This window comes from Halomonas sp. KAO (assembly GCF_015595025.1).
Lineage (GTDB): Bacteria > Pseudomonadota > Gammaproteobacteria > Pseudomonadales > Halomonadaceae > Halomonas.
Map to the genome: position 1 here is coordinate 260,831 of NZ_JADNRL010000037.1, position 16,960 is coordinate 277,790.

Consider the following 16,960-nt stretch of genomic DNA (forward strand, 5'->3'; position numbering starts at 1 on the left):
CTGGGGCAGGCCGGTCAGCGCGGCGAGCATCTGGCCGGTCTGGTTGTTGTCGGTGTCGATGGCCTGCTTGCCGAGGATGACCAGGCCCGGCTGCTCCTCCTCGACCAGCTTGGCCAGCGCCTTGGCGGCACCCAGCGACTCGACACGCTCGTCGCTCTCGACATGAATGGCGCGATCGGCGCCCAGCGCCAGGGCGGTGCGCAGCTGCTCCTGGGCGGCCTTGGGCCCCACGGTGACCGCGACCACCTCGCTGGCCACGCCTTTCTCCTTCAGGCGAACCGCCTCTTCCACGGCGATCTCGCAGAAGGGGTTCATGGCCATCTTGACGTTGGTGAGGTCGACGTCGGAGTGATCCGGCTTGACGCGGATCTTGACGTTGTAGTCGATGACGCGTTTGACCGCGACGAGAACCTTCATCGTGCTCAATGCTCCAGTGAATTCAAATGGCCATGGCGGCCTTCAAGCCGTCGTAGACCGCCTCTTCGGCGGTGCGCGGGGCCAGGCAGTCGCCAACCAAGGTGACCGGTAGCGTGGCCCAGCGATCCTCATCCTCCGGAGACACAACCGGCTCTCCACCGCAGGAGAGCACCAGATGATCGACCCCTTCGACAACCATCGGCTCGGCTCCGCCGGTGTGATAGAAGTAGACACTATCGTCGTCGACGCCGAAGGCGCGAGCATAGGTCATCACCCGCACCCCCAGATCGTGGAGACGCGCCACGGTAGAATCACGTACATAGCTCTGTAGCGACTCCCCGGGGTGCAGGCCGTTGGCCGCCAGGGTGACCCGCGCTCCTTCTCGGGCCAGCAGCTCAGCCACACCAACTCCGACCCAGTCCCCTTGAGTGTCGTAGATCACCACATGACCACCCGGCAACGAGGCACCATCGAGCAGCGCCACGGCCTGGCTCACCGGTAGCTCACCCAATAGTTCAAGAGGCGGCGTGTAGGGTCGGGCCCCGGTCGCCACCACGACTCGCTCGAAGCCCTCCTCGACCAGTGTCTGCGGCGTGACGTGCCTCTGGGTCGCCACCTCGACGTCGGCACGCTTGAGTTCCTCCATCAGGTTGGTAACCAGGCCACCGAACTCGCTGCGCCCCGGCAACAACTGGGCCTGGTTGGCCTGCCCGCCAAGCCGGCGCCCGGCCTCGAACAGGGTGACCTCATGTCCACGAGCGGCGGCCACCACGGCGGCCTTCATGCCCGCCGGTCCGCCACCGATCACCGCTACCCGCCGCGAGATCTCGGCACGGCCGAGATCGTCGTAGAGAAGCTCGCGACCCGACTCCGGATACTGGATACAGGAGATGGGTATGCCGCGGTGAAAATGCCCGATGCAGGCCTGATTGCAGCCGATACAGGCCCGGATACCGTCGGCATCATTCCGACGGGCCTTGGCCGGCATGGCCGGGTCGCAGATCAGCGCTCGGGTCATGCCGCATAGGTCAGCCGCTCCGGACCGTATGACCTCCTCGGCCTCATGGGGCTGGTTGATGCGACCGGTCAGGATCAGCGGCAGGGAGAGATCCGCCCGCAGGGAGCGTGACTCTTCACTCAGATAGGCACTCTCGTAGCTCATCGGCGGCACGATATGCACCGACCCGCCAAGCGTGGCGGAGGTGCCGGCCACCACGCTGGCATAGTCGAGGCGGCTCTCCAGATGGCGGAGGGTCTCGATGGCGATGTCCTGACCCATCCCCTGCTCGTCCCGCTCATCACAGGAGAGACGCAGCCCAACGGCCATCCTATCGCCGACCTCGCGACGAATGGCGTCGATGACCTCCTCGAGGAAGCGTACTCGATTGGCGAAACTGCCACCGTACTCATCATCACGCCGATTGACCCGAGGGTTGAGGAACTGTGCCGGCAAGTAACCGTGGCTGGCGAGAATCTCGACACCCTGGATACCAGCCTCATGCATGCGCCGGGCAGCCGCGGCGAAGCTCTCGACGATCTCGTGGATCCTGGCGCGCGACAGGCCACGGGGCATCACCCCGAAACGCTCTTGAGGCACGCCGGAGGCGGAGTAGGCAACAGGCCTCAAACCATCCGACGACTCCATGATCTCGCGACCGGGGTGAAAAAGCTGGGCAAACAGTACACTTCCATGCTGCCCACAGGCTTCAGCCAGGCGTCGATACCCGGGAATACAGGCGTCGTCGTTGGCCATCAGCAGGTGCGACGTATAGCGGGCACTCTCATGTACCCCGGAGACCTGCAACACAATCAGGCCAGTGCCATGGCGAGCGCGCTTCTCGAGATACGCCACCAAGGCATCATTAACGATGCCATCCTCGGGTAGGCAGGTATCGTGGCCGGTAAACACGATCCGATTGGGGATCGTGCAGGGGCCGATACGGAACGGTGAAAACAGGTTTGGAAACAGCCCCTGAGTACTCATTGCTGGGCCTCCGCTGCTTGGTGAGTTTGCCCACGACGTTGTGACTTGCGGCCGTAGACACGCTTGACCTGCCAGAAAGCCAGCAGCCCCACGCAGAAGACCGAGAGGCCGTAGCCCATCGACAGCAGGCCCTCGCCGCTGAACAGATGGAAGTCACGCCCCTGCGCCGTGGCATAGGGAATGGCGTAGAAGGCGACCAGCAATCCGGCGATGACAAGACCAGCCACCATGACCACCAGGGGCCAGGCCAGGGTCTTGTTCACCTCTACCGGATCGAGCTCCTCCTCTGGAGTACGATGCAGCTCATCGAAATAGCGCAGGGCGGAATCCCGAGGACGGGTGACGCGGGAGACCACCAGCAGGCACACCAGATTGGTCACGAAGCCCAGGATGAAGGGGTCCAGGTAGACCGGCAACGACACCATACCGGCCTGGTCCAGCAGCTTGGCCCCGATATTGACCACGAATCCTACCAGCATGCCGACAAAGGCCGCCGGGGCGGTGATGCTACGATTCCAGATGCACAGGAACGCCACAGGACCCCAGGACGAAGCAAACAGGGTTCCCGCGAAGTAGGTGATCCACATCACCGCCGGCGGCTGGAAATACGCCAGTAGCAGGCTGATCGTGGCGGCAGCGAACATGATGATCCGACTGGTGCGCAGCGCCTTGCTATCCTCCTTGCGGGAGGTCTTGAGGATATCGTTGGATACGCTGAAGCCGATCAGTGACAGGAAGGTCGAGCACGACGACAGGGCGGCGGCCATGATGCCGGAGATCAACAGGGTCCCGAGCAGGGTTGGCATCATGTTCATGCCGGCCCATACCATGACGCGCTCCGAGGGTGAGATGTCCGGGTTAGCCAGGTTGATGGCCGCACCGCCGAACATCAACACGACATACAGACCGGCAAGCACCAGACCCGAAATGCAGGCCGAGCGCACTACTACATGCTCACTTCTGGCCATCAGATAGCGGCTGGTCTGCCAGGGGCTGACCGCCAGCACCAGCGACCAGGAAGCGCCGAGCACCAACGCCCAGATCAAGGCCTCGCGCCCCGATGCCCAGTAGGCGCCCTCTCCCGTCAAGCCATGCCAGGCGATGATGCCCGGTTTGTCCTCATAGGTAGCGAGAGCCGTCAGCGTCGACTGCCAGCTGCCGCCTTCGCCTAACAGATAGGGCAGCGCAAGGATCGAGACCAGGGTAAAAAGCAGGAACATGATGGTATCGGTCAGCATCACGCCGCGAGAACCGGAATAGAGCGTGAAGATCATGTAGCCCAGCCACATCAAGACTAATGCCACTCCGGTGGGAATGCCCGCCACGTCGGCGATCAGAATCGATCCACCTTGGGTGACGGCCAACAGGTAAGCAGTCAGGCCGATCACGGTGGTGACCCCTGCCAGCACCTGCATGGCGCGGGAGTCGAAACGCTTGGCGAAGAACTCAGGAATGGTCAGCGCCCGGCTACGACGCACGAAGCGCCCGAAGAATACCGCCCCGATCACGTAGCCACTGGTATTGACCCCCACCAGGGCGAGCATCAGGAAGGCATATCCATCATAGGCGAACCCCGTCTCGGCGAGAAAGGCATTGGTGCTCAGGAAGCTGGCCACCAGGGTGCCGACGATCAGTAATGTTGGAGCGCGTCGACCCGCGACGAAATAATCGTCCAGCCCTTTGACCTTTCGGCCGGCGTAATTGCCAACCAACAGATAGATGGCGAGGCTGACCAGCAGCCCCCAGAAGTAGATGTTCATAGGTTTGTCCTTATATTAGTGAACCTTTGCATGAACTACCAAGTTGAGATATCACTCAGAGTGAAAAAATATACTAAAATTTTTACCAATACTCATAAGACCTTAGTATTTTGCTGCTGATAAAGACATTGAGAAGCATGCGGTACAATATGCGAGACAATCTTTCCTACAGGGCAGCTACCACCATGACCCCAAGCACTCACCTTCAGGGGAAGCGGATTCGCAGTCTGCGTAAGCTGAAGGGCCTGACCCTGGTACAACTCGCCCAGCGCACCGGCCTCTCGCATGGCTACCTGAGCCAGATTGAGAGGGGGATCAGTCAACCTTCGATCGGCTCTCTGGTGGAGATCGCCCAAGCGCTGGGCGTGACCATGCAGTGGCTCTTCTCGGACCCGCAGGAGGGAGCGGAAGGGAGTGAACGTCCCCTCGACGAGCGCCTCGTCAAGAGAAAGCAGCGTATCGAGATCCAGTATCAGGACGGCATCGTCGATCAGCTGCTAACCCCCCGCAGTAACAACAACCTGGAAGTCATCTACTCGAGCTACCCGCCCGGCACCGAGAGCGAGCCCTACTCCCACAAGGGGCACGAGGCCGTGCTTGTGCTCCAGGGGACTCTGGAAATCGAGGTAGGTGACGATCGATACACCCTGGATGAGGGTGACTGCCTATCGTTCACCAGTAGCGAGCCCCACGCTCACCGGAACCTGAGCGAAGGAGAAACCACGGCCCTATGGTTTGTTACCCCCGCCTCTTTCTGAACAGGGGCACGGATTCGCCTCCGACCTACTTTGCCTGTGGCTCACCGCCGGCGGTATCGATGCCGTAACGCTTTATCCGGCGCATCAGCCAGGACTGGGTGACGCCAAGCTCCTGTGCGGCCTTGCGAGTGCTGCCTGTAAGCTCCAGCGCCTCACGAATCGCTTCACGCTCGAGATGCGCCAGACGTTGTGGCAGGGTCTGGGTATCGAGATGGCTGCCCATGGCCACTGCCGGCAGATGGTTCTCACGGCCAGGTCGATGGATAAACAGATTGCCGGCCCTGTCGCGTTGCCAGGTGCAGCCCAGGGACTCGACCCAGTCGAGCAGCAACTGGCGACCGGCGACATCCTCCGGGGTCATCGCAAGACGGCGGCTACCGCCATTGGGAGAGGGCCCCACCCCACCACCGACATTGACCCTTGGGTGGAACAAGGGTCTAAGGTGACAGGTGCCGAGGTCATATGCCCTGGCGGGCATGGCGGCAGAGCCTGCATGCCAGCGGCTAGGTGTATTGCTTTAATTCAGGCCTGATAAGGAGGTTGATGTATGAACACCCCCTCTTCAACAGCGTCTACCCGGCATGACACGGCGCATGTCTACCGCATGAAGATGGAGCAGCATCTCTGCCCGTTCGGTCTCAAGACCGTGGATCTGCTCAAGCGCAAGGGCTACACGGTAGACGACCATCCCCTTACCTCACGCCAGGCCGTCGAGGAGTTTCAAGAGCAGGCCGGGGTCGACACCACCCCACAGGTCTATATCGGTGAAAAGCGCGTGGGGGGTTATGAAGAGGTTCGGGAATATCTGGGAATGAGTGTGCCCGGCGAGAAGGAGACGACCTATCGCCCGGTCATCGCCATCTTTGCGACCTCTCTGCTGATCGGCCTGGCGGTGAGCTGGGTGGCCGGTGGTACGCTCTTCTCGTCACGCATGCCGGAGTATGCGATTGCCACCGCCATGACCCTGCTGGGGCTTCAGAAGCTGCAGGATGTAGAGAGCTTCAGCACCATGTTTCTCAACTATGACCTGCTCGCCCAGCGCCATGTGCCCTACGGCTACCTCTACCCCTTCGCCGAGACCCTGGCCGGCCTGCTGATGCTGGCAGGCGCCCTGATCTGGCTTGCCGCGCCCCTGGCGCTGTTTATCGGCACGGTAGGTGCCATCTCGGTCTTCAAGGCCGTCTATATCGACAAGCGCGAGCTGAAGTGCGCCTGCGTCGGGGGCAACAGCAATGTTCCACTGGGGTTCGTTTCCCTGACCGAGAACCTGATCATGATGGCCATGGGTATCTGGATGCCGCTGAAGCTCCTCGTGTTGTGATCAGCCCTCCTGGCGACTGTGCCGGCAATGCTGGCGGCTGTCCCGGCAATGACAGGGGGGAGTCCCGGGCATCAGGCAGCGCTTACCAGGCAGGCCGCCAGCGCCGCCTCCAGCTGTCGCTCATCCGGCAGGCTGCCCGTCTCGCCGATGACCTCGAGGCGCGAGTCGCGGCGCCAGGCGCTGTCGGTGAGGGTCAGCACGCCGTCGGCGCGGTTATATAGCTTCCAGCCGGCATCGGTAGCAAAGACCCCCTTTACCCTGAGCGGCTGGGGCAGTTCGGCCAGTACATTTCCCAGTCGATCGAGATCGAAGGTGTCCTGAGGATGCCAGCGCCAGCCGAGGGTTGCATGTCCCAGGGCCCCGCCGGTTTCGCGCTGCGGCCTGCCCCGCTCGGGTAACGGGGCTTCGAACGCTCCCGAGGCCAGAACATCGCTCGCGGCCTCCCGCAGGCGACGATGAGCCTCGCTGTCGAGCGCTTCTCGCGTCACTGGCGCTCTTTCACCATCCTCTTCACCCTCCTCGCCAGCCATCAGCTGCGCCAGGGGGAGCGCGCCACCGGGCGCTTCGAGGACCCAGCGCTTGGGTGGCCAGAACCCTTCCAGCCACTCGCCTGCGGCGGCCCGCTGCGCCGGAGTGGCCAGGTCGGTCATGGTCAGCGCCACCCCGTCGGCCATGGCGATCTGATCGCGGAAGGTCTCGTGCTCGCGTGCGCGCGGATCATCCAGGCGGCGGGGATCGAGCAGGGCCACAATGCTGCGCACATCCAGCACCTCGGCAAAGGCCTCTCCGCGCAGTACCTCCAGCAGCCCCGCTGGATGCCCCAGCCCCGATGGCTCCACGATCACCCGATCGGGACGGTGACGGTGAAGCAGGTTGACCAGCGTCGCCTGAAGCACGAAGGCCAGCTGGCAGCAGAGACAGCCACCGGGCAGCCCCTTTACCACCAGGTCATCGCGGGTCTCGAACATCGCCTGATCGATTCCCACTTGCCCGAACTCATTGATCAGCACCGCCCAACGCTCACCGGGCGGCTTCTGCTCGATCAGGCGGTGGATCAGGGTGCTCTTGCCGCTGCCCAGGAAGCCGGTGATCAGGTGAACGGGGATATTGGCCAGGGGTTCGGGCATGAGGGAATCCTTGGGGGTGAAAGACATTGTTATAAAATAACATAAGAACCAAGGACTGGGAGGCCCAGACGCGATGCGGGGGCACCCTCTTCTACAGATAACGCTTCATGCTCTACAAATGACGCCTCATGCCTGTCTATGAAGGCCTCGAGGAGCCAAAGTTGGCGCCATTCTGAATCAAGAAACCGTTGTGTCAGTGACTTGGTTGCCATCCTCTTCGCCTGCTCCACGCGGACGCTCTTGCCAGGCAGTAAGGTGCTGATGAATGACTCCCTGGAGCGTCATGGGGTCATCCGCCTCCAGGGCGGATAACATGTCATGGTGCTCTTTCAGGCTACGCTCCACCCCCGAGACCCGGGGCCAGCCCGGACCGGCCCCACGCAGCCCCTGCTCACGCAACCAGTTGACCTGTCGCGCCAGGGCCGCGTTGCCGGCCAGATCCGCCAGGGCGCGATGAAAGCCATGGTTGGCCAATGCCATGGCCTCACCGTCCTGCTCGCGGGCCGCCTTCTCAAAGCCCTCCATAGCCCGCCGCACCATGGCCACTCCCGCCGGCGTCTTGCGCGCCATCATCAAGGGCACCATGGCCTGTTCGATCACCAGGCGCGCCTCTGTCAGCTCCTCACGCTCTCGCCGGTTCCAGTGGCGCACGCGGTATCCGCGGTGGGGCACATGCTCGATGCTGCCCGTCTCCGCAAGTCTTTCCAGTGCCCCACGCACCACGAAGCGACTCACGCCATATTGCTCGGCCAGGGTGTCCTGGCGCAGCCAGCTACCCGCCGGAAACCGTCCGCCGCTCATGCCTAGACGAAGTCGCTCCTGCAGCCAGGCTATCTCATTGCCACTCGTGATCTTCAGCATGGTTTCCTCCAGCAAATTCCCTTGCAGATTGGCGCCAATTATATATCATCTTCATCGCTATTGATAATCATTGCCAAAAGGATACGACATGCATTCCCGGTTCCTGCCCGCGCCACTTACCCTGGCCATGTTGGCCATCACTTTTGGCGCCTCTACCGCCTGGGCCGAAGAGGACATCACGCTGGACACCCTGGTGGTATCCAGCGACTGGCTGGGCGCGACCCAGGCGGATCCGCGTACCACCCCGGGAGGACGCCAGTCCCTGGGTGAGGAGACGCTGGAGGCAGGCGAGGTGCGCAACCTCGAGGACGCTCTGGCACGGGTGCCGGGGGTGCATGTTCAGGACGAAACCGGCACCGGCATCCTGCCCAACATCGGCGTGCGGGGTCTATCTCCACGACGCAGCGAGCGGGTGCAGATACTCGTCGACGGCATACCGGCAGCCCTGGGGCCCTACAGTAATATCGGCGTGTCCCTGTTCCCCGTGACCCTGCCCACCCTGGAGAGGGTCGACGTGGTGAGGGGCGGCGCCGCGGTTCACTACGGCCCCAATAACGTCGGGGGCGTGCTCAACTTCGTCACCCGTGGCATCCCCTACGAGACAGAAACCCAGCTGCGCGAACGACTCACCGTGGATGAGGCGACCGGCCATGTGCTGACCGACAGCTACCTGCGAGCCGGCGGACAAGTGAGCGAGCAGCTGGGGCTTCAGGTGCAGGCCAACGTTGTGCGGGGCGAGGCGGGTCGCGAGCATAGCGACACCGAGGTCGACAACTTCATCATCGACGGCGAATATCTGATCGATGACGCCCACTCCCTGGACGGCCAGCTGCAGTACTACCAGGTCGACGCCGAGCTTCCCGGTGCCCTCTCGCCGGATGCCTTCGAGCGTGATCGCACCGACTCACAACGCCCCCACGATCGCTTCGAGGCCGACACCTGGCGCGGCCACCTGACCTGGCACTGGCAACCCAACGCAGACGTCGACTTCAGCTGGCGCCACTTCGGCCATCGCAGTGATCGCACCTTCTGGTTCGGTCAACATCTGGACAAGACGACCGACTTCCACTGGGCCGACCCCGCGGCACCCACCACCCACGTAGCCGACTCCCCCCGTGCCTTCCGGGTCTGGGCCAGTGAGCCGCGACTGGCACTACGCCGCGGCGACCATACCCTGATGCTCGGTGCCCGCTATCTGGAGGAGCGCGTCGACTTCGACGTCAACCGCCGCGAGCAGGCCAGCGGCACGACCCATGAGGTGCGCCGCTGGGACTTCGATACCCAGGCCGTGGCAGCCTACGTCAGCGATACCTGGCGGCTCGGCGACAGCGGCTGGACCCTCACGCCGGGGCTGCGCTACGAGCAAGTCGAGATGGACTACGCGGATGCCCTGGGCGGCGATGAGGACGATAACCGCGCCGAAGAGTGGCTACCCGGCCTGACCGTCGGCTATGAGGCCAGCGATGCCTGGTACCTCTTCGCCAACAGCCAGCGCTCCCTCACCCCGGTGCAGCTGGCTCAAGTCACCAATCCCGGTGACGTTGCCAACGAGACCGCCTGGAACCACGAGCTGGGAGCACGCTACACCGCCGGGGACTGGCAGGCATCGAGCACCGGCTTTGTCATCGATTACCAGGACCAGGTCGTCAAGCAGCCCGACAACAGCCTCAAGAACCTGGGCCGCACCCGCTACCGGGGGGTGGAGACCCGCGTGGGCTGGGCGCCGGCCGGAGGGCCGCTCAGTCTGGAGGGGGCCTGGACCTGGCTGGATACCGAGCAGCGCGACGGTGAGTATGCCGGCCGGGAGGTGCCCAATGCACCGACACACCTGCTCAACCTGCATGCCGCCTGGACCCAGGGTGACTGGACCTGGAATCTGAATGGGCGCTATGTGGCCGAGAGCTTCTCGGATGCCGCCAATACCCGCGAGGAGACAGCCAACGGTAGCGCCGGCGTGCTGCCCGACTACTGGCAGGTGGACACCAGCCTGGCCTACCGGCTGCCGGTGGCCGCCGACGCCAGCCTGACCCTGGGCGTGCACAACCTCACCGACGATGACGCCTACTTCCGCGGTGTGGACGTGAGCCCCGTGGGGCGCGTGCCGCTTGCCGGTCGTGCCTACAGCCTGGGGCTGGACATGACCTTCTAGGTGCTCATCGCCCCCCGCCCCGCATCCGGCCAGCCGCATGCGGGGCGCTCACCCGTCAGATTCACCAGTCAGCTCACCCGCTATCGGAGACGCCATGCCCTCCTTCCCTCTCCAGCGTCACATACGGCGTCCACACCCGGCCTGGCTGTTCCTGGTGGTGGGGATGATATGGCTCCTGCTGCCGGACAGTTCCCAGGCGGACTCGCCAGATTCATCTGACAGGGTCACGGTCACCGACCTGGCCGGCCGTGAGGTCACCCTTCCCCATGGTGCAAAGCGGGTGATCCTCGGCGAGGGGCGGCTGCTCTATACGCTGGCCGCCCTGCGTCCGGAGGATCCCTTCGCGCCCCTGGTGGGCTGGCGAGACGAACTCAAGCGTTTCGACCGCGATGTCTGGGCTCGCTACCGGGAACGCTTCCCTCACGCGGAATCCCTGGTCACCTTCGGCAAGGCCGCCAACGGCGAGTTCAGCATCGAGCAGGCCCTGGCCCTCGAGCCCGACGCCATCGTCTTCGACCTGGCCGCCTGGCCTGTGCTGCGCGATGGCCCGGCCCTGTCGGTACTGGAAGCCGCGGGCATTCCGGTAGTGTTCGTCGACTTCCTGACGCGACCGGGCCAGCACATGGCGCCGAGCGTGCGTCTTCTCGGCCGGCTATTCGCCGCCGAGGAGCGTGCCGAGGCCCTGCTGACACTGCGCCGGAAAAGCCTTGAGGCCGTGGCGGACCGGCTACCCGACACTCGCCCCAGGGTGCTGGTGGAGACAGCGGCCGGCCTCCACCCGGAGTGTTGCCGCAGCGTCGGCGACGACAACCTGGGGCGCGTCGTGCGCCTGGCCGGCGGCGACAACATCGCCGCCGAACAGATCCCCGGCGTATTCGGACGCCTGCATCCGGAGTGGGTACTGGCCGAGAACCCCGACGTCATCGTCATGACCGGCGGTGACTGGCAGGAGCTGAGCGGGGCCGCGATCCCCATGGGCTATGACGCCTCGGCGAGTGAAGCACGCAGGGCCATGCGGTCGCTGACCGAAGCGCGGCTGGGCTGGCCCGAGTTGTCCGCCGTGCGCGCGGGGCGCGTCCATGCGCTCTGGCATCAGTTCTACAACACGCCCTATCAGTTCGTGGCGGTACAACGCCTCGTCAAGTGGCTGCACCCCCAGGCCATGGCCGACCTCGAGCCCGAGGCACTGTGGCGCCACCTCCATGAGGAGTTCCTGCCACTGCCGGCAGAGGGGGCCGTCTGGGCGACGCTTGAGGAGACCTCGCCATGAGCCTCGACTCCGCCATCGCCATGGGCCGACCGGTGGCCGCCGATGGCTTCCAGCGCCGCGAAGTTCGCCACCGGGCCTGGCTGCTCGCCGGCGCCGGCATGCTGCTGGCCGCCTTTCTCGCCGACCTGCTGCTAGGACCGGGCGGGCACCCCCTGGGCCAGGTGCTCGAGGCCCTGCTGATCCCCGAGCAGGCAAGCCCGCTCGTCCGCATCACCGTGTGGCAACTTCGCTTGCCCACGGCCCTGCTGGCGGTACTGGCCGGCGCGGGGCTGGCCGTTGCCGGCGCCCAGATGCAGACCGTGCTCGACAACCCCCTGGCCGACCCCTTCACCCTGGGCCTGGCCTCTGCCGCAAGCTTCGGCGCCGCCCTGGCCGTGGTGGCCGGCATCAGCCTGCTGCCGCTGGCAGGGCACCTCGCCGCCGCCGGCAACGCCTTCGTCTTCAGCCTGGTGGCGGCCGGCATCATCCACTCGCTTAGTCGCCTGCGTGGCGTGGGGCTCGACACCCTGGTCCTGCTGGGCATAGCGACCATGTTCACCTTCAACGCCCTGCTCGGCTTGCTGCAGTACCTGGCCTCTCCGGACGCCCTGCAACAGTTGGTGTTCTGGTCACTGGGCAGCCTGTCTCGGCCCAGCGGCCTCAAGCTGGGTCTGATCGCCGCCGTTCTCGCGGGCACCCTGCTGCTGAGCCACCGGCTGGGCTGGCAGCTGGGCGCCCTGCGCCTGGGCAGCATCCAGGCGCAGGCGATGGGAGTGCCCGTGGCGCGGCTGCGCCTCGGTATGCTGGCCGCCATGGCGCTACTCACCGCGGTGGTGGTGGCAGCCGTCGGGACCATCGGGTTCGTCGGCCTCGTGGCACCGCACATGGCACGCCTGCTGGTAGGCGAACAGCAGCGTCATTTCCTGCCGCTCTCGGCACTCTGTGGCGCCACCCTGATGTGCATCGCCGACCTGCTCAGCAAGCTCGTCGTGCCGGGGCTGGTGCTGCCCATCGGCATCATCACCGCGCTGGCCGGGCTGCCCGCCTTCTTCCTGCTGATTTTGCGCCGGAGGCCCTCCTGATGCATGACGATAACCTGCTTGTTCACTCCGTAGAGCTCGACGGGCGTCTCGCCGTCGAGGGGCCTCTGGCGGCCCCCGCCGGCGCCGTGACGGTACTGCTGGGACCCAATGGGGCCGGCAAGTCGACCCTGCTCAGGGCCCTGGCCGGCATCGAACCGGCCAGGCTGGCGGCGAGCCTCGGCGGGAGCGGGCTCGCCACCCTGTCGTCGGCCGAGCGTCGCGAAGCCTTCTACTACCTTCCACAGTTAGGCGGCAGCCAGGCGGCGCTGAGCGTACACGAAGCGGTGCTCCTCTCGTACAAGACCCTGCACCCGGGGCGCGTTCGTCGCCAGGATCTCGCCCACGTAGAGGCGGCTCTCGACAGCATGGGACTCATGGCGCTGGCGGGGCGACGGCTCGCCAGCCTGTCAGGAGGACAGTACCAGCGCGTCGCCATCGCTCAGGCCGTGGTGCGACGGCCCCGGGTGTTGATGCTCGATGAACCCACGAGTGCGCTGGACCTCCACCAGCAGCTAAGGGTATTGGAGTGGGTGCGAGCGGAAGCGGATCGCGGCCGTAGTGTGCTGTTGGCGCTGCATGATCTCAATCTGGCCGCGCGGTTCGCCGATCACTGCTGGTTGCTGAAGGAGGGTCGCTGCCAGGCGGCGGGCCCAGCAACGGCCTGCTTGACGGCTGATCATCTCGAGCCACTCTTCAACGTCCGGCTCAGCGTCGACACGGGGCCCGATGCAAGCCTTCGCATTCAGGCCCTGGGGCTGTGATGGTGCCAATGGGAGAGCGGGAGACACCCTGGGATTAACCACCCAGGCGCCCCCGCTACCGGCAGAGCGGCGTTTCCATCATCGAGATGCTATCGAAGGGAAGTGGCAATGCCCGTCGACTGGCCAGCGGGGCGCGGCGGTGATGGCTCATCCCTTGATCACGGCCAGCGGCTCCAGCACGACCTCCACCCCGACCAGATCCGTCTGGTGACGCATCACCGCATCGATATCCTTGTACGAGCCAGGGGCCTCGTCCAGGTCCTTGCGCCCGCGCAGGGCGTGCAGCACGCCGCGCTGCTTGAGCTGCTTCACCTCCTCCTTGAAATCCAGCCTTCTGCGGGCCTGGGCACGACTCATCACTCGACCGGCGCCGTGGGAGCACGACGCGAAGGAGTCGGCCTCGCCCTTGCCTCTCACCAGGAAGGAGCGGGTGCCCTGGGAGCCGGGAATCATCCCCCACTCCCCCGCCCTGGCCCGTGTCGCTCCCTTGCGGTGCACGATCACCCGCTCGCCGAAATGCTCCTCCTCGGCCGCGAAGTTGTGCGGCTTGTTGATAAAGTGCGAGAACTCGACCCCGGGCAACACCTCGGCGAACGCCTGCTTTACCCGCTCCATCATCAGCCGCCGGTTGGCCAGCGCAAAGGCGATGCAGTAGTTCATCTCGTCGCGATACAGGGCGAAATCCGCGGAGGTTGCCGGCAGGTGGGCCAGATCCTGGGGCACCCGCTCCCCCTCGGCCTCGTTCAGGCGTTTCGCCTGCGCATGGTAGTGGTTGGCCACGGTATAGCCGAGGTTGCGCGAGCCCGAGTGGATCATGATCCAGATATGGCCATCCGAGCCCTTCTGCACCTCGATAAAGTGGTTACCGCCCCCCAGGGTCCCGATCTGATACAGCGCCCTGTCGTATTCGCTCTCCACGATCGGCAGGTGCCCCTCTCGCTTGGGCATCCAGGCCTCATCCTGGGGAGCTTCGTGGCGTGCAGCCCCGACGGGCACCGTCTCGCGGATCAGGCCCATGATCGCCTTCAGATCCACCGTCTCGATCGCATCGAGACTCGTCCGCAGAGAGCACATGCCGCAGCCGATATCCACGCCGACGGCGTTGGGCACCAGAGCGTCGCGGGTGGCCAGCACACCGCCGATGGGCATGCCGTAGCCCTGGTGGCTATCGGGCATGATGGCGATGTGCCGGAACGCATAGGGCAGGTTGGCCAGGTCTCGCGCCTGCTCCAGCGCCCCCTCATCGAGCTGTCTGGCCTCAAGCCACAACTTGATCGGCAGGGCCTCCGTGGTGATGACGCTCTTTGCGCAGGACGCCTCAGCGCTGTTCTGTTTCATCAACCCCCTCCTTGCCAGGGTCAAAAACGGTCGGTGGCCACACGACGATTTGCCAGAACCTCACCGCCTTATTACAGTATAGAATAATCAGTTACTTTATAATCGCCAAAATAGAATAGCGAATAACCACGGTCATTCGTGCCGCGTCGCGCAGAGGATGGCACCGGAAAGCGTTGGACAGCGACAAGAGCCAGCACGGCCGAAGCGGCGGCCGCGGTGTGACAGCCTGAATCCAGGCACAGCCGCGACAGCCCCACCGATAGCCCCAGAAACCCCCACACACAGGTATCGCCATTGTTTACGGACCTCGTCAGTGACCTTGATAACGACTCACTGGAGCCAGACCTGTTACTGGACGTGCCTTATGTGCCCACCGATGAAGCGGTGATCGAAGAAATGCTCAGCCTGGCCAATGTCGGCCGGAAGGACATACTCTATGACCTGGGGTCGGGGGACGGTCGAATTGTGGTTGCCGCGGCCAAAACCCGCGATGCCCGCGGCATCGGTATCGATCTTGACCCCTTGAGGGTCGCCGATGCCATGGAGTATGCGGGCTGGACAGGCGTCGAGTATCTGGTCGATTTCATTGAAGAGAGCCTGTTCACGGCGGACATCAGTGAGGCCACCGTGGTCACGCTCTACCTACTCGACTCGGTGAACGTGGAGCTGCGCCCGCGGCTGCTGAGCACGCTGCGCCCGGGAGCCCGCATCGTGTCACACGCCTTTGACATGGGCGACTGGCGAGCGGATGAACGAGGCCGCATCAATGGTACCAACCTCTATCTATGGATTGTGCCGGCCCAGGTGGCGGGAACATGGGAGTGGACAGGAACGGACGACCGGCAGTACCGCGTTGAGCTCAAGCAGAAGTACCAGGATATCACCGGCAGTGCCTGGCTGGAGGGCCAGGCAGCCCGCCTGGAGTACACCGAGCTTCGCGGCAATCGGCTAACGTTGCTGCTGCGTGAACATGACACTGCCCCGCTCGAGCACTTCACCCTGTGCTTTGCAGACGGCCGGCTGGAGTCCGCCACGCACCAGTTTTGACGCCCCCTCTTGAGGATGCCGAAGCAGCCAATATTGGTCACGATGCTCCCTTGATACCGCCTTTCCTCATCAATCCCCGGGTGTGGCGTGCACGTGTAGGAGCCCCCTGTGTGCCGAGGTGGGCCAGCAGACGCTTCTCCAGATAGCGGAAGAAGTAGAGGATGGCGAAGGTCAGGCACAGATAGATGGCCGCCACGAACAGGAAGGCGTCGAAGGGGGCATAGAAACGCGCATAGACGAAACGCGCCGCCCCGGTCAGGTCCATGAGGGTGACCACGCTGGCGATGGCGCTGGCGTGGAGCATAAAGATCACCTCGTTGCCGTAGGCGGGCAGCGCGCGGCGGAAGGCGCTGGGCAGCACGATCCGGCGCAGCATGAGGCGCTGGGTCATGCCATAGGCGCGTGCCGCCTCGATCTCGCCGCGGGGGGTGGCCTTGATGGCGCCACGGAAGATCTCGGTGGTGTAGGCCGCGGTATTCAGGGTGAAGGCGACCAGCGCCGGCACGAAGGGCTTCTCGAGCAGCACCCATAGCCAGGTATCCTGGATGCCCTCGACGAACACCACCCCGTAGTAGATCAGGTAAAGCTGTATCAGCAGGGGGGTGCCGCGGAACACGTAGCAGTAGAGAAAGATCGGCAGGCTGATCCAGCGCTGCCGTGAACCGCGGCCGATGGCCAGGGGAACGGCCAGCACCAGGCCGATCACCAGCGACAGGAACACCAGCTGCACGGTGGTCACCAGGCCTTCGCCGTAGTAGCCGAGGGTCTGCAGGGTGAAGATGCTGTTGTCGGCCAGCAGGGCCTCGAGTCGACTCATCAGGGCATCCATCACTTGACCTCCCCGAAGCCGACGTCATAGCGCTTCTGCAGGCGGGCGAAGCCCCACTCGGAGGCGCTGGCGATCAACAGGTAGATGGCACCCACGATGAGCATGAAGGTGAAGGGCTCGCGGGTCGCCTTGGAGGCCTCGGCGGCGACGCGCACCATGTCGGAGAGCCCGATCACCGAGACCAGGGCGGTGGTCTTGAGCAGCACCATCCAGTTGTTGGAGAGCCCGGGAATGGCGTGACGCATCATCTGCGGGAAGCGGATGCGCCGGAACACCA

Annotated in this window: 16 protein-coding genes; 7 read left to right on the forward strand and 9 right to left on the reverse strand. The window is 64.4% G+C overall.

Features of this window, described 5'->3' with window-relative positions; all coding sequences use genetic code 11:
- The 3 genes from IOC61_RS17185 to IOC61_RS17195 form a co-directional block, all read right to left on the reverse strand.
- Positions 1-417 (reverse strand): electron transfer flavoprotein subunit beta/FixA family protein (locus IOC61_RS17185; protein ID WP_195689946.1); only part of this gene is annotated, 417 nt, incomplete at its 3' end.
- A gap of 22 nt (positions 418-439) precedes the next feature.
- On the reverse strand, positions 440-2,401 hold the full coding sequence (locus IOC61_RS17190) for an FAD-dependent oxidoreductase (protein WP_195689947.1): 1,962 nt from the start codon (positions 2,399-2,401) through the stop codon (positions 440-442).
- Positions 2,398-4,161, reverse strand: coding sequence for a sodium:solute symporter family protein (locus IOC61_RS17195; RefSeq protein WP_195689948.1), 1,764 nt, complete (start codon positions 4,159-4,161; stop codon positions 2,398-2,400). The genes IOC61_RS17190 and IOC61_RS17195 overlap by 4 nt, the downstream gene beginning before the upstream one ends.
- A 185-nt stretch (positions 4,162-4,346) precedes the next feature.
- Between IOC61_RS17195 and IOC61_RS17200 the strand changes: the two genes are divergently transcribed.
- Positions 4,347-4,919 carry a helix-turn-helix domain-containing protein gene (locus IOC61_RS17200; protein WP_195689949.1) on the forward strand — a complete coding sequence of 191 codons (573 nt, stop codon included), beginning with the start codon at positions 4,347-4,349 and terminating at the stop codon, positions 4,917-4,919.
- 25 nt (positions 4,920-4,944) lie between these two features.
- Here the strand turns inward: IOC61_RS17200 and IOC61_RS17740 are convergent, their stop codons facing one another.
- Positions 4,945-5,397, reverse strand: coding sequence for a helix-turn-helix domain-containing protein (locus tag IOC61_RS17740; RefSeq protein ID WP_229333215.1), 453 nt, complete (start codon positions 5,395-5,397; stop codon positions 4,945-4,947).
- Positions 5,398-5,466: 69 nt separating this feature from the next.
- Here IOC61_RS17740 and IOC61_RS17215 point away from each other — a divergent pair, with 69 nt between their 5' ends.
- Entirely contained in the window at positions 5,467-6,240 is a 774-nt protein-coding gene (locus IOC61_RS17215; RefSeq protein WP_229333216.1) for a glutaredoxin family protein, read from the forward strand.
- A gap of 71 nt (positions 6,241-6,311) precedes the next feature.
- Here the strand turns inward: IOC61_RS17215 and IOC61_RS17220 are convergent, their stop codons facing one another.
- Complete coding sequence (locus IOC61_RS17220; protein ID WP_229333217.1) at positions 6,312-7,367, reverse strand: CobW family GTP-binding protein; 1,056 nt, start codon at positions 7,365-7,367, stop codon at positions 6,312-6,314.
- A gap of 177 nt (positions 7,368-7,544) precedes the next feature.
- Positions 7,545-8,228, reverse strand: a complete 684-nt coding sequence (locus tag IOC61_RS17225; protein ID WP_195689951.1) for a GntR family transcriptional regulator — start codon at positions 8,226-8,228, stop codon at positions 7,545-7,547.
- Between the two features lie 88 nt (positions 8,229-8,316).
- Between IOC61_RS17225 and IOC61_RS17230 the strand changes: the two genes are divergently transcribed.
- From IOC61_RS17230 to IOC61_RS17245, 4 genes are all read left to right on the forward strand, one after another.
- Entirely contained in the window at positions 8,317-10,377 is a 2,061-nt protein-coding gene (locus IOC61_RS17230; protein WP_229333218.1) for a TonB-dependent receptor family protein, read from the forward strand.
- 94 nt (positions 10,378-10,471) lie between these two features.
- Entirely contained in the window at positions 10,472-11,647 is a 1,176-nt protein-coding gene (locus IOC61_RS17235; protein WP_229333219.1) for an ABC transporter substrate-binding protein, read from the forward strand.
- Positions 11,644-12,708 carry a FecCD family ABC transporter permease gene (locus tag IOC61_RS17240; protein ID WP_229333220.1) on the forward strand — a complete coding sequence of 355 codons (1,065 nt, stop codon included), beginning with the start codon at positions 11,644-11,646 and terminating at the stop codon, positions 12,706-12,708. Before IOC61_RS17235 ends, IOC61_RS17240 begins: the two co-directional genes overlap by 4 nt.
- Positions 12,708-13,469, forward strand: coding sequence for an ABC transporter ATP-binding protein (locus IOC61_RS17245; RefSeq protein WP_195689952.1), 762 nt, complete (start codon positions 12,708-12,710; stop codon positions 13,467-13,469). Before IOC61_RS17240 ends, IOC61_RS17245 begins: the two co-directional genes overlap by 1 nt.
- Positions 13,470-13,616: 147 nt before the next feature.
- Here the strand turns inward: IOC61_RS17245 and IOC61_RS17250 are convergent, their stop codons facing one another.
- The gene (locus tag IOC61_RS17250; protein ID WP_195689953.1) at positions 13,617-14,807 is read right to left on the reverse strand and encodes an RtcB family protein; all 1,191 of its coding nucleotides are present in this window, start codon (positions 14,805-14,807) and stop codon (positions 13,617-13,619) included.
- Between the two features lie 294 nt (positions 14,808-15,101).
- Between IOC61_RS17250 and IOC61_RS17255 the strand changes: the two genes are divergently transcribed.
- Positions 15,102-15,854: a class I SAM-dependent methyltransferase gene (locus tag IOC61_RS17255; protein ID WP_195689954.1), complete on the forward strand. Its 753-nt coding sequence runs from the start codon at positions 15,102-15,104 to the stop codon at positions 15,852-15,854.
- A 37-nt stretch (positions 15,855-15,891) separates the two neighbouring features.
- Here IOC61_RS17255 and IOC61_RS17260 read toward each other — a convergent pair whose 3' ends face one another.
- Both IOC61_RS17260 and IOC61_RS17745 read right to left on the reverse strand, forming a co-directional pair.
- Positions 15,892-16,683 (reverse strand): ABC transporter permease, encoded by a 792-nt coding sequence (locus tag IOC61_RS17260; RefSeq protein ID WP_195689955.1) that lies wholly within the window; start codon positions 16,681-16,683, stop codon positions 15,892-15,894.
- Positions 16,683-16,960, reverse strand: a 278-nt coding sequence (locus tag IOC61_RS17745) for an ABC transporter permease subunit (RefSeq protein WP_229333221.1), incomplete at its 5' end; no start/stop codon positions are given. The genes IOC61_RS17260 and IOC61_RS17745, both read right to left, overlap by 1 nt.